The 12,684-nt window shown below is 63.8% G+C and carries 12 protein-coding genes; all 12 read left to right on the top strand.

Annotated features, from left to right (window positions below; all coding sequences use genetic code 11):
- The first annotated feature begins 5 nt into the window (after positions 1-5).
- Complete coding sequence (locus DPRO_RS02550; RefSeq protein ID WP_097010659.1) at positions 6-896, top strand: hypothetical protein; 891 nt, start codon at positions 6-8, stop codon at positions 894-896.
- On the top strand, positions 896-1,825 hold the full coding sequence (locus DPRO_RS02555; RefSeq protein ID WP_097010660.1) for a GPW/gp25 family protein: 930 nt from the start codon (positions 896-898) through the stop codon (positions 1,823-1,825). Before DPRO_RS02550 ends, DPRO_RS02555 begins: the two co-directional genes overlap by 1 nt.
- 99 nt (positions 1,826-1,924) lie before the next feature.
- Positions 1,925-3,334, top strand: coding sequence for a baseplate J/gp47 family protein (locus DPRO_RS02560; RefSeq protein ID WP_097010661.1), 1,410 nt, complete (start codon positions 1,925-1,927; stop codon positions 3,332-3,334).
- Complete coding sequence (locus tag DPRO_RS02565; RefSeq protein WP_097010662.1) at positions 3,334-4,908, top strand: phage tail protein; 1,575 nt, start codon at positions 3,334-3,336, stop codon at positions 4,906-4,908. Before DPRO_RS02560 ends, DPRO_RS02565 begins: the two co-directional genes overlap by 1 nt.
- Before the next feature lie 10 nt (positions 4,909-4,918).
- Complete coding sequence (locus DPRO_RS02570) at positions 4,919-5,512, top strand: hypothetical protein (protein WP_097010663.1); 594 nt, start codon at positions 4,919-4,921, stop codon at positions 5,510-5,512.
- Positions 5,513-5,522: 10 nt separating this feature from the next.
- Positions 5,523-6,512: a hypothetical protein gene (locus tag DPRO_RS02575; RefSeq protein WP_097010664.1), complete on the top strand. Its 990-nt coding sequence runs from the start codon at positions 5,523-5,525 to the stop codon at positions 6,510-6,512.
- A 4-nt stretch (positions 6,513-6,516) separates the two neighbouring features.
- The gene (locus DPRO_RS20600) at positions 6,517-6,648 is read left to right on the top strand and encodes a hypothetical protein (protein WP_269459705.1); all 132 of its coding nucleotides are present in this window, start codon (positions 6,517-6,519) and stop codon (positions 6,646-6,648) included.
- A complete protein-coding gene (locus DPRO_RS02580; protein WP_097010665.1) occupies positions 6,635-7,096 on the top strand; it encodes a hypothetical protein in 462 nt (153 codons plus the stop codon). The genes DPRO_RS20600 and DPRO_RS02580 overlap by 14 nt, the downstream gene beginning before the upstream one ends.
- Positions 7,097-7,108: 12 nt before the next feature.
- Complete coding sequence (locus DPRO_RS02585; protein WP_097010666.1) at positions 7,109-7,642, top strand: hypothetical protein; 534 nt, start codon at positions 7,109-7,111, stop codon at positions 7,640-7,642.
- A 15-nt stretch (positions 7,643-7,657) separates the two neighbouring features.
- Positions 7,658-11,206, top strand: coding sequence for a DUF4815 domain-containing protein (locus DPRO_RS02590; protein ID WP_097010667.1), 3,549 nt, complete (start codon positions 7,658-7,660; stop codon positions 11,204-11,206).
- Positions 11,207-11,218: 12 nt separating this feature from the next.
- On the top strand, positions 11,219-11,476 hold the full coding sequence (locus DPRO_RS02595) for a hypothetical protein (protein WP_039644649.1): 258 nt from the start codon (positions 11,219-11,221) through the stop codon (positions 11,474-11,476).
- Positions 11,477-11,725: 249 nt separating this feature from the next.
- Positions 11,726-12,682, top strand: coding sequence for an amidoligase family protein (locus DPRO_RS02600; protein WP_097010668.1), 957 nt, complete (start codon positions 11,726-11,728; stop codon positions 12,680-12,682).
- The last annotated feature ends 2 nt before the right edge of the window (positions 12,683-12,684 follow it).

Below are 12,684 nucleotides of genomic sequence, written 5' to 3' on the forward strand. Positions count from 1 at the left end.
TGTCCATGATTTCCGAAGAACCCGCCGACTTGCAGGCCACCATCGAACAAACCGATTCCGGCGAACAGCAGTATGTGCTGCGGGCGCTCTGTGACCACCTGTCCGGCATCCATGAGGAGCTTTCCGGTATCCGCACGTTGCTGGAGGCCGGTCACGCCGCCTCGGAGGCGATGCGCGGCCAGGCCCAAGCCTATCTGGAGGCCCAGCAGGCCAGGACCCAGGAGTATCTGGACCAGGTTCAGATCGAACCGGAGCCCGATTTCTATCCCTTCGTCGAACTGCCTGCGGGCACCGAACCACGGGATCTGCCAGACGGCAACCGGCTCTTCACCTTGCCCGACGGCATGATCCTGCGAACCACGGACGACCAGCGAATCTGCGTTATCGACGCCGGGGAACAGCAGGTCATCACCCCTGGACCCGGCACCTCCATCGAGGTCGCCCCGGGACGCCTTTACACCCTGGTCGAGTCCTATCTGCGTTCGACCCAGGAGGCAGCCGGTATCAGCGGACTCCCTGCCGGGATCGAGCCGACCGCCATGGGCGAGGAGCGCTTCGCGGTGGTTCTGCCCGAGGGCATCCGCCTCGATGTCGATCACCGGGAGCGGTTCATCACCCTGATCAACCCGGCCGGACCTATCGACATCATCGGCATCGGTCGCATCGAGGGCATCGGCGAAACCATCGCTGTCCGTCTACTGTCCGGCGGAGCCAAGGGATTCCAGTGCGGCCAGTCCGGCCACGGTGGGCTGATCGAGGCGGACGGAACCATCCATCTGGGACTCAAGAGCGGACTGGATCTGGTGGTCCGTTTTCTGGGAGAAGCCATCGACGACGGCGCACCGGAAAATGGCTGCTCGGGACAGTGCGGCATCGACTGCGAGGAGCGTACCTGATGAGCTACGACTTTCTCGGCAAGGGGCTGCGCTATCCGTTCCGGTTTCAGTCGGTATCCGGCGGCATCCAGGTATCGACCGCCACCTCCCGTGAGCACGAACACATCCGCGAAAGCATCCTGCAGATCCTCGGCACACGGATCGGCGAACGGTTCATGAATCCGGAGTTCGGCTCCAGGCTGAAGGACCTGGTGTTCGAACAGAACGACGAGGTGCTCAAGGGCCTGCTGCGCCATTACGTGATCGACGCCATCAAGCGCTGGGAAAAGCGGGTGATCATCACGGAGGTACACTTCGACGACCGACCGCTGAATATCGACGGAAACCTGCTGCTGGTGCATATCGCCTACCGGGTGATCCAGAGCCAGGTGGACGGCAACCTGGTCTATCCCTTCTACAGAGAAGACCCGAACAATCCCGTGCCCAGCTATCCCCAGCCGGAACCTGGGCCGGACCCCGATCCGGAACCGCCGCCGGTGCGCAGCGAGCGCCTGTCGCCGGACGTGCGCTCGCTGTTCAATCTGCTCTGGTTCGAGGCGGCCGAGATGAGCCCCGATCCAGATGATTCCTTCATCTGGCCAGCCGGGGAATACGAAGTCGCCTACATCGAGGGAGCCTTTCAGGACCGCAACGGCAAGTGGATCGTCAGCGATCCGGGTGACAACCACGGCCATTATCTGGTCTTCGAGGGAGCGCCCGAAACAAACGCCCCCCAGGCCGAGCACGCCTTCTATCTGGCCGCGAGCGGTCTGGGCTTCGACACCCAGAGTCAGGCGGAAGACAACGCCGCTGGCACCGTTCACCGGATCACCACGTTGGAGCCGGGCCGCATCGGTCTGTTCTATTTCGAGGGCAAGAAGGAATCCCACTACCTCAACAACACCTCCGGACAGCCCAATCCCGTCTGGCAACTGCGCGGCCCGCTCTGAGGCATCCCGCCTCCGACACATCCAGGTCCCTTCCGGTAAGTAACCGGCGTGGCGAGAGCATCAGGCGCTCTCGCATAACCGCCGAAAACCGGAGAGACCATGGGCCGCGCAAGCATCGGATACATCAACAAGGATTACGAATCGATCCGCCAGGAGCTGCTGGCGAAGATCCCGCAGCTCACCGACCGCTGGACCGATTTCAACCACTCCGATCTCGGCATCGTCCTGCTCGATCTGTTCTGCGGCGTGGGCGACATGCTGGCCTACTACCTGGACGCCCAGGCGGCCGAGGCTTTCCTGCCCACGGCCCGCCAGCGCCAGAACGTCATCAACCTCTGCAAGCTCATCGGCTACCGGTTGGACTCGCCGGTGGCCTCCACCACCACGCTGCGTTTCCGGCTCTCCGCCCCGCTCGGCAAGGATCTGACCATTCCGGCGGGAACGGCATGCCGCGCCTTGCTGAATGACGGCGAGGCGGATTTCGAGACGGTCGAGGACGGCCTGATCCCGCGAGGCGTGCTCTTGGTGGACATCCCGGCCCGTCAAGGCGTGCGCCGCACCGAGACCTTCACGTCGACGGGGCTGTCATTCCAGCGCATCCGCCTGACCGGCGACGTCATCGCCCAGGGCACCATCACCGTTTCGGTGGGGGACGACGCCTGGAGCGAGGTCGATCATTTCCAGGACAGCCTGGCCGACAGCCGCCATTTCATGGCCGACCTGGACGCCATCGACATCTCCACGCTGATTTTCGGCGACGGGCAAAGCGGCGCTGTACCCGCTCAGGGAAGCGCTATCACCGTCAGCTATCTGCAGACTATCGGAGACCAGGGCAATCTCGGTCCGAACCGGATCACCCAACTGCTGAGCCCGGTCTACCTCGACGGCGGACAGGTCTCCCTGACCGTCACCAATCCGGTGCCCGCCACCGGCGGCGCGTCGCGGGAAGCCCTCGAACACGCCCGCCGACAGGCACCGGCGGAGCTGCGCAGTCTCTGGAAAGCCGTCACCCTGGAGGATTACCAGGCCCTCGCCGAGGGCTACCCAGGCGTCGCCAAGGCCAAGGTGCTCGACACCAATGCATGCCAGAACATCCGCTATTACAACGTCCAACTGGCCATCGCCCCCAACGGCGGCGGCATGCCCTCGGCGCTGCTCAAGCGGGACCTCGCGGAGTTTCTCGAACGCCGCAAGGTCATCACGGTCGAGATCAACCTGTTCGACCCGATCTACCGCCCCGTTTCCATCGACGCCGAGGTCTACATCTGGCCCGGTGAACCGCTGGAAAATGTGCGCAGCCGCATCGAAGCCGCACTCTCCGATTTCTTTTCCTTCGACCAAGTCTCCTTTGGCCAGACCATTCACTTCTCCGACCTGGTGGCCCTGATCGACGGCGTGCGCGGGGTCAGCCACATGCACCTCTACGCACCCCAGCAGGACATCGAGTTGCGCCACGGTGAAATCCCGGTTCTCGGCAGCGTCAACCTCGATCTGCGGAGGGCCGGTTGATGTCGGATTGGTTCAAGGACAATCTGCTCGGCCTGCTGCCGCCGCTTTACGAGCACAACGACGAAGCCGGTGACCTGCGCACCTTTCTGAGCCTTCCCGCCGGAACGCTCGACGAGCTCAAGCAGGCCATCGACGACTTCCCGACCATCTTCGACGTCGATCACTGCGACGAACGCTTTCTGCCGCTGCTGGCGAGACTGGTCGGCCTCGAAGTGGACGGCACCTGTTCGCCGGACTGCCAGCGCCGCCGCGTGCGGGAGGCGGTCGAGATCTATCGCCGCAAGGGGACCATCCCGGCCATCGAACGCGATTTCAACACACTCGGCTGGCAGGGGGAACTGCAGGAGACCTTCCGCTCGGCTCTGCGTCTCAATGCCCGATCCCGACTCAGCAACGCCAAGCTGCCCGGGCTGGTGTTCAGCCTCGGCGTGTTTCGCGTGCTGTGCCTCAACCAGACTGAGGGGCTGCGCGACGCCCTGGTGTTTCACCACCCGGCGGGCACCCGCTGTTTCTGGCTCCAGTTCCTCCTGGAATGGATCGAAGGCGGCGCGATGCTCGACTTCGGGCACGCCAACGCCGTGCGCCGGATCGTATTGGCGTTTCTCGACGAGACCTTCGTCCTTGGCCGCTCCTCGCTCGGTTCCTGCCGTCATCTGACCAACAAGCAGAGAGTCTGGGAGCTGCTGCAGCTCACCAGCACCACGGAGATGATCCCGGAGATCGACCGGGCCGCCGTGAAGGTCTCCCGTTTTCACGGCCGCCAGAACCGGATGCGCCTGAACCACAAGGCCCTCAACGACTGGCGGCTTCCGTACACCCGCGTCGGCGAGGATCGGGTTTCCTTCTGCACGCCCATCTACACCGGCCGCGACTTCGACGGGGATGTGCTGGAAAGCGGCTTCGGGCTTGGCGAGAGCCATCTCAACCGCAAATCGCTGACCCATGGCGAGACCGAGCTGCGCTACTGCTTTCGGCAGAAGGATTTCTTCTTCGACATGCAGGCGGAACCGGTTGAACGGGCGGAAGCCAAGTACGACCTGCGCCTGCCCTTGGAATCCCGGCACCGCCTCTGTTTTCAGCTTGGCCGCGCCAGGCTCAACGAAGGTCTCGATCTGACCGCCAACCAGGGCGGCATCAGCAATCTGCTGCTCGCCTCCACCGCTGGCTGCGACGCGGACGTCACCCTGGCCGTGGACCGGATCGACCGATGGCGGCGGAGAGGGCCTGTGTTCCGACTCAACGCGAACACCCTGAACACCCGGTATCTGAGCAATGCGAATCTGACCGGCGAACGGGCTTCGCTTGAAGTCTACGTGGACACGGGCTCTCTCCAGCGCCATCGGGTCGAGACCATGAAACTGGGCGCGAGCCCGCTCAACACCACCGGCCTGCGCCTCTCCGTGGATCGGACCCGACCCCTGCGCGTCAGCCGCATGCGCCTCAACCAGGCTGGCTTCCGCTGGTCACGGCCTTCCTATCGCTGGCTGTTCCGGCAGCAGGATCTGCACGCGCCGACGCAGGCCGGGTTCGAGGCCGCCACCAACAACTATCGCGCCACCCAGTGGCCCACCTGAAGGAGAACCCATGGCGATTCACCTCTATCTTGACGAAGCGCTGACCCAGCAGATTTCAGAGGGGGATTTCAGCCGTCCCGAGGCCGAGAGCTACAACGGCACTGACGGTGACATCAAGGACCGGCAACTCTACGTCGCCAACGAGCAGACGAACCTCGCTTCGGCCATCGACGCTGCGCAGACCGCCATCGCGCTGGCCGAACCGCGCTTTGCCGACGGCGAACTCATCATCACCGACGGCGAGCAGATGCTCATCGAAAGCGGCGGCGGAACCGTCAATCTCACCGTGCAGCGGGGCGTGGCCAACACCGCTCCGGCCGCGCACGACGCAGGGACGACCGTCTATTCCGGCTACGACTACACCGGTCTGGTGCTCGATCCCATCGACGAAACCGGCACCGACGAATCGGTCTGGTACCGCCTGGCCCTGACCCAGGGCGAACTCGACACCGCCACCCAGGGCGCACCGCTCAATCTCGGCGACAAGGCATTCCAGCAGACGCTGTCCTTCTGGCGGCGCTGCACCGTGCTCCCGGGCACCCCGGTGCAAAACAAACTCGACATCAAGCTGCGCCTGACCGGCACGGAAAACCCGATTCTCTAAGGAGGCCGCCATGGCATACCACAGCATTCAAGGACTCGCCCACGGTCGGCTCGACCTGCTCAATCAACTGCGGACCTTTCTGGTGACCACCACCGGATGGACCCTGCACGACGACCAGTCGGCCGACCCGCAGCCGTATTTCGTTTTCAAGTCGCACGGAGAATCCGGGGCTGAGGACGTCTATCTGCAGTTCCGTATCAGCACCACCTCCGGGCGGATTCACGTCGCCGCATTCCAGTATTGGGACGCAGCCACCCACACCGGCGTCAACGAGGCTTCGCACACCAGTTACACCTACCTGCGGGTGGAGGACAGCGCCGACTTCATCTTCTGGCTGTTCGCCGACCTGGACCACGTCTTCGTGGTGACCAAGCTCGTCTCCACCTACTACGGCCACTACAGCGGATTGCTGAAACGGTTCTGGTCCGGGGCCGTCGCGCTCACACAGGCGGCGGTCACTGCAGGAAGCGGCGTAGTGCTTCAGGTCAACGACGCCACCGTGGTCACGCCCGGACAGGACTATGTGATCAAGGACGACGCGGGCATCGAACGTGTGCGGGTGAGCGCCATCGACACCGCTGCCACGCCGAACACCATCACCGTCGAGACCATCGTTCGGGATTACGCATCGGGAGCCAAGATCGGCGAGGACCCGCAGCCGGTCGTAAACAGCTACTACAACGCGCCGGGCACCTTCTACGCCGTGAACAAGTTCGACGGCTGGACCTCCGCGTCCGGCCAGCAGGGCCGCTGCGGCGCGGCTCACGGCGGGCTCCAGGGCGAAACCGATCCGGAGATGCGCTACGGCACCACCATCCTCTTTCCCTGGCTCGCCTCGATGTCCGGCTCCGCAGCCTACCAGGAACTGCGCGGCGAACTCATCGAGATCTTCGCCGTGGGCGGCGGCAATGTCGCCTCGGAAGACACCATTCAAATCGGAACAGACAGCTACCGCGTGTTCAACCTGACCACCGGCGGCTGGTGCGCGGTGAAGGAGTAACGCCATGGCAACGCATAGCGGAAAGCTCAAAACCATCACCACGATCACCGGCCAGCGTCGCCCGGAAACGCTTGAGTCCATGAACCGTGGCCGGGCGCTCAAGCTCAGCGGGAGGATTCGCCGTGGCCGTGCATAAGGGACAACTGGCATCCATCACCACCCGCCGAGGCATCCGGCGGCCGGAACTGCTCGCCATCGGCGCGGCGCAACCCGGAGCGCTCTTCGATCTGTTTTCTGGGGCACCGGCCAGGCGCACGTTGATGGTCCGGGCCGACAGCGCGGTGCGGGTCGCCCATCGGCTCGAACGTCGATCTGACCTCGCGCTTCGCGTGAACAACCGCCTGAACCGGAACGTCGACCTGTGGCTCGTCGTCCATGGCCGTCTGGGCGTCGATGTTGACGCGGCGGTGCGGGTGACGCGCCCCTGGCTGCGGAGCATCGACACCAGTGTCCGGACGTCCGGCGCACACATCAGCCTATCCGACACCGTTCAGCGCATCGCGATCCCGGCCGGGCTGCTGGCCGACACGCGCCAGATCCTGTTCGCGGTGCTCATAGATCAAGACCACGAAATTCAGACCTAAAGGAGAACATCAATGGCACTGGGACTCATCGTCAAAACCGGCCGGATACTGACGGCCAAACTCCTCCTCGGCCAGGCCGTGGACGGCATCACCCACTGCGCCATCGGCGACGGGGATGCCAGCTTTACCGACCCGCAGAATCCGCCCGCGCCGGACATCGGCCAGACCGGGCTCAGAAACGAACGCGCCCGCAAGCGCTACTACAAAAGGACCTTCCTCAAGGAGGACGCCGAAGGGGCGCTGTTGGTCAACGGCGTGCGCTATCTCGAAACCGGCGAGGAGACCAACACCATCGGCGTCTTCTTCCGCTTCGACGAGGCGGAGGCCAACGGCATCACCATCCGCGAATACGGCTTCTTCGGCGGCGACGTGCAGTACGTGCAAAGCGTCACCGGAGATCTCGCCATGGGCGGCGTGTTCCATCAGGACACCAACCCGACCGGCGAGGTGCTGCACCCGGGCTACCTGTACGAGGTGAAGAACATTCCCGACTTCAACAAGATTTCCGACACCCGCGTGGAGCTGGTCGGGATCATCAAGATCTAACTGGAGGATTCAAACATGAGCATCTCACGCGAGACATTCGACCCGACCAAGAACTACAAGCGCATCCGTTACCATCAGGATCGCGACCTGCTGGATTCGGAACTCAACGAGCAGCAGGACATCATCAACCTGGAGCGGCGCAAGATCGCCGACATCCTGTTCAAGGAAGGCTCCATCATCATGGGCCTCGAGGTCAGCGCGGCCGCCAACGTCCTGACCCTGGCCCCGGGCGTGGTCTACATCGATGGCCATCTGGAACAGGTGAGCGGCGCGACCCTGACCTATGATCCGGCTACCACCAGCGGGGCCGATTACGTCTATGTGGAGCTGCTGAAATACAGCTACGGCTACACCCAGGACCCGGCCCTGATCAATCCGGCCACCGGCGAGCCCACCGCAGAGCGGGAAAAATGGGCGCTCTCCCTCAAAGCGACGGACACCAGCGGCCAGACGCTGCCCAACAACGTCACCGAGCGCCGGGTGATCCCGATCTACAAGTTCGACCGCGAGAGCGGCGACGTCACGCCTACGGTGCAGGAGAAGTCCAACCTCTACCTGCGGGATCTGCTGGGCACGCTGCCGGGCAGCCGGATCACCGTCTCCTCGATCACCGAGGACCAGCTCTCCTTCGCCGCCGCCGAGGGTCTCAATTCCCTGATTCAGAACCTGGCCGAGCGCACCTTCGACCAGGCTGGAAGCTATCTGGTGCGGGGCTTCGATACCTTCATCGGCGGTGTCGATGACGACAGCGTTGAGGCGATCACCAACGCTGGACGCGCCTACATCCAGGGCTTCCGGCATCAGCGCGATCTGCCCACCTCGACCCTGGTGCCCAAATCCATCGCCACCAAATCGGTGCGCGGCGAGCAGAAGACCTTCGACATCAACAAACGCCGCTATCCGGTCAACTCCACGCCGCTCAAGGAGACGACCCAGGTGGAAGCCATCGTCGAGATCACCCGCAACGTCACTCGCGGCTCGGTGGGCGGCGGCGAAGACCTGCTCGACCCCAATCCTGTGGTGGACATCCTCGAGGTCAGCCAGGGGGCGACCATCTTCCAGGAGGGCGTGGATTGGCAGCAGTCGGGCAACCATGTCGACTGGCTCGGCTCCGGCAACGAACCGGCCATCGGCACCACCTACACGGTGCGCTGGACCTACACCAAGCAGATGATCAAGGGCACCGACTACGTGGACAGCGGCTGGTTCGGACAGGCCAACCATCCGGCGGCCGGAAACTACTTCTATCTGGTGACCGCCTACAACGCCACCGGCGAGACGGCCTTCAACGCCGCTGCGGTCATTGCCCGGGCCACCGCCGCCGGGGAGATGAACAAGCTCTCCTGGCTGCCGGTCAGTGGCGCGACCGGCTATCGCGTCTACCGGGCCGCCACCAACGGCGCACGCACCGACTACAAGCGACTGATGGAACTGGGCAGCGAGGCGCTCTCTTACGTCGACGACGGCGTCGAGGAGATCGGCACCGCTTCGCCTTTGGCCACCAACACGGCCGGACTCACCATGTCGCCGGTGCAGCTCGAATTGGGCAACCTCAACGTGATCAACTTCGGGCGCGGCAGCCTCGGCGACCAGCCGGTGAACGGCTCCAACTGCAGCCTGGACTACGACTATTACCTTGGCCGCTGCGACATCGTTTACGCCACCACCACCGAGATCAAGCGGCTCGAAGGGGCTCCGGCGGATTTTCCGAAGCTGCCCATCGTGCCGGAAAACGCCCTGGGGCTGTGCAGCATCGACTGCCCGCCCAACTCCACCGACATGGAGATCCGCAACTTCGGCCTGACCCGCATCACCATGGACCAGATCCACGACATCATCCAGGACGTCGAGGACCTGAAGTACAACGACGCCCAGTATCAGATGAACAACGAGCTGCAGAACCGGGACGCCCAGACCAAAAAAGGCATCTACTCGGACGACTTCTCGAATACCGCCCAGTCGGACATCTACCACGCCGAATGGGATGCCCGGGTCAACGAGATTGCCCGTTTCGTCGCGCCGGACCGCATTCCGCACTCCACCGTGCTCTCGGTCGATCAGGCGGGCAGCAACGCGAGCTTCTTCGGCAGTCTGGCGCTGCTGCCGGGCAACGAGACCGTGCTGGTGGAGCAGAACGACTGGTCCGAAGAGCGCAACATCAACCCCTACGCGGTGTTCGACAAGCCCCCGGCCATGCTGCAGATCACGCCCAACCTCGGGCGACGCGGCCAGACCGGCATCGCCGTCACCGGCATCAACTTCACCCCGAGCAAATCCGGCATCGTGCTGCGCTGCGACGGCCAGGTGATGGCCAGCAACCTGATCAGCGACGAGGCCGGTCGGGTCAGCGCCTCCTTCACCATTCCGACCAACGCCCGCAACGGCAATCGGATCGTGGAGATGGCCGACGGCGTCTATTCGGCCCGGGCCAGCCTGCAGATCAACGATCCGCTGGTCATCACTCGCATCGAGCGCATCATCGAGAACCGCATCATCCGCGTGCCCGTGGTGCAGGTAGTCTGGCGCACCCAGACCATCTTCGTACCCCGCGATCCGCTGGCCCAGACCTTCAGCTTCACCCAAAACCAGGTGATCTCCAGCATCGGCCTGCAGTTCACCGCCAGGGACCCGAGCATCCCGGTCACGGTGCAGATTCGCGGCGTCACCACCGGTCTGCCCAACGGTGTGGTGTTCGCCGAGAAGGTGCTGGCCCCGAACGAGATCAGCCTGAGCGGCGAGACCCGCATTCGCTTCGATGACCCGTTCTACGCCGAAGCCAACACCAGCTATGCCGTGGTGCTGCTGACCAACAGCACCAACTATAAGGTGCGCACCGCCACCCTCGGCAAGATGGGCCGCTGGGGCATCATCACCCGGCAGACCTACATGGAGGGCGTGCTGCTGGAGAGCTCCAACGCCGAGACCTGGACGCCGCTCAACGGCTCCGACCTGGCGATGAAGATCTACGGCTACAACTTCCAGTCCGAGGGGATGATCCGCTTCCAGCCGATCACCGGCGTGCAGTTCTCCGATATTAACCTCGACGAATACTCGGCCATCCCGCAGGGCACCGGCCTCGACTGGGAATACTCCACCGACGGCGGTGTGACCTGGGACGCCATGGTTCCCGCCGAGGAGGAACGGCTGCCCAACCTCGCCACCCGGGTCCAGATCCGCGTGCGCCTGAGCAGCTCGCTTGCCAACGACACCCCGGCCATCAACTTCCGCGACGTCAACCTGGTGGGCTACCTCAACAAGACCACCGGAGCCTACCTGACCCGCGAGAACGAGCTGACCCAGGGCGTGGAATCGACCAAGGCCTATGTGCAGATGCAAATCCCCAGCGGCACCACCCTGCAATGGTTCGCCAGCAACGACGGCGGCCTGACCTGGGAAGCGATGACCATCCAGAACACCCGGCCCATCGACGAGAACTGGACCGAGTACACCCTGGTGCGAACCTTCACCGACAACACCGGCAACAAGGTCCGTTACAAGGCCGAGATGACCGGCACGCCGCTGATCTACCCGCGCATCCATTCGCTGGGCGCGACCCTGAGCTAAGGAGGCACGGCCATGATCGTTCGACGCAAAGGCGGCCTGACCGAGTTCATTCCCTCGCCACAGGAGAAGCGCGACGGCCTGATCCGCGACCACGCCCTGGGCCTGCTGGAGAATCTGCACCAGCGTCTGGCGCGGCTGGAACGGGCATCAAAGCTCCCGGCCGACGAAGCGGAGGCCTTCACGGCCCTGCTGGCGCGGATGCGGGCCGACGAGTCGCGCAACCTCGAGCTGCACGCCAGCCTGATCACCTCCGATACCGCCTCCGGCTGACCGGCTCACTGCCACCGCCAACCCAGAAACCCCGGATACGGCCAGCCCGTTCCGGGGTTTCTGCCGCCTGTGCGCCGCCCAATCCGGACAATCTCGCAAGTCATTGAAAATAAAGGTGTTAAATGTCTGCTTCGGCTGTTCTTCTACTTGATTTGTGTCCGGAAAGAAGCATTCATTCATGGTGTAAGCAGAGGTTGAAAAGCCTTGCCTGACAACGACTTAGAAGCGCCATGAACGACGGAGGCACGCATGAACCTGAAAGAGATCCACTACGGGATCGAGATCGAGACCGTAAAACGCACCCGGGAACAGATCGCCTGGGCCATCCACTCGGTGGTGGGCGGCACGGTCCGCCATGTCGGTATCCCCAGCAGCTATGACCCCTGGGAGGTCGAGGACCTGCGCGGCCGCGTCTGGAAGGTGGTGGGGGACGCCTCCCTGACCAGCGTTCCGGCCCATCTGCGGGCCGAGGTGGTCAGCCCGGTGCTCGGCTACGACGACATCCCGCAACTACAGGAGGTGGTCAGGGCCATCCGCCGCGCCGGAGGCAAGATCAACAGCCAGTGCGGCATCCACATCCATATCGACGCCGCGCCCTTCGACGGCAGGCACCTGGGTAACCTGGCCAAGATCATCTACAAGCAGGAGCCGCTGATCCTCCACGCCCTCGGCATCAGCCGCGACCGGCTCAACCGCTACACACGGCCGGTCAGCGACGAGCTGATCCAGCGCATCGAACAGCATCGCCCACGCACCAAGGACCAGCTCAACCGTATCTGGTACGGCTACCACAACCGCCAGCCCCAGCACTACGACAACAGTCGCTACCACGGGGTCAACCTGCACAACGTCTGGTACCGGGGCACGGTGGAGTTCCGCTGGTTCGAGGCGACCCTCCACGCGGGGCGGATCAAGGCCTACCTGCAGTTCTGCCTCGCGGTCGCCGCCAAGGCGCTCAATGGCCGGGCCGCCTCCAGCCGCAAGCGGGATTTCGATCCCCAGAGCGCCAAGTACGACTTCCGGGTCTTCCTGCTCCACCTCGGCCTGATCGGCGACGAGTTCAAGACCGCCCGCAAGCATCTGATGGCCAACATGCCCGGTGATGCCGCCTTCAAGAACGGACGGCCCAAACCGGAGGACGTCCTACCGGACGAAACCACCACTCTCACCAACGAGGCCGGGCAAGTTCCCGGCCTCACTGTTTAAGG

This window comes from Pseudodesulfovibrio profundus (genome assembly GCF_900217235.1).
GTDB classification, from domain to species: Bacteria; Desulfobacterota; Desulfovibrionia; order Desulfovibrionales; family Desulfovibrionaceae; genus Pseudodesulfovibrio; species Pseudodesulfovibrio profundus.

Excerpts from the sequence above, each read along its gene's own strand:
- DPRO_RS02550 (WP_097010659.1), top strand. The coding sequence starts at position 6 with ATGATTTCCGAAGAACCCGCCGACTTGCAGGCCACCATCGAACAAACC.
- DPRO_RS02555 (WP_097010660.1), top strand. The coding sequence starts at position 896 with ATGAGCTACGACTTTCTCGGCAAGGGGCTGCGCTATCCGTTCCGGTTT.
- DPRO_RS02560 (WP_097010661.1), top strand. The coding sequence starts at position 1,925 with ATGGGCCGCGCAAGCATCGGATACATCAACAAGGATTACGAATCGATC.
- DPRO_RS02565 (WP_097010662.1), top strand. The coding sequence starts at position 3,334 with ATGTCGGATTGGTTCAAGGACAATCTGCTCGGCCTGCTGCCGCCGCTT.
- DPRO_RS02570 (WP_097010663.1), top strand. The coding sequence starts at position 4,919 with ATGGCGATTCACCTCTATCTTGACGAAGCGCTGACCCAGCAGATTTCA.
- DPRO_RS02575 (WP_097010664.1), top strand. The coding sequence starts at position 5,523 with ATGGCATACCACAGCATTCAAGGACTCGCCCACGGTCGGCTCGACCTG.
- DPRO_RS20600 (WP_269459705.1), top strand. The coding sequence starts at position 6,517 with ATGGCAACGCATAGCGGAAAGCTCAAAACCATCACCACGATCACCGGC.
- DPRO_RS02585 (WP_097010666.1), top strand. The coding sequence starts at position 7,109 with ATGGCACTGGGACTCATCGTCAAAACCGGCCGGATACTGACGGCCAAA.
- DPRO_RS02590 (WP_097010667.1), top strand. The coding sequence starts at position 7,658 with ATGAGCATCTCACGCGAGACATTCGACCCGACCAAGAACTACAAGCGC.
- DPRO_RS02595 (WP_039644649.1), top strand. The coding sequence starts at position 11,219 with ATGATCGTTCGACGCAAAGGCGGCCTGACCGAGTTCATTCCCTCGCCA.
- DPRO_RS02600 (WP_097010668.1), top strand. The coding sequence starts at position 11,726 with ATGAACCTGAAAGAGATCCACTACGGGATCGAGATCGAGACCGTAAAA.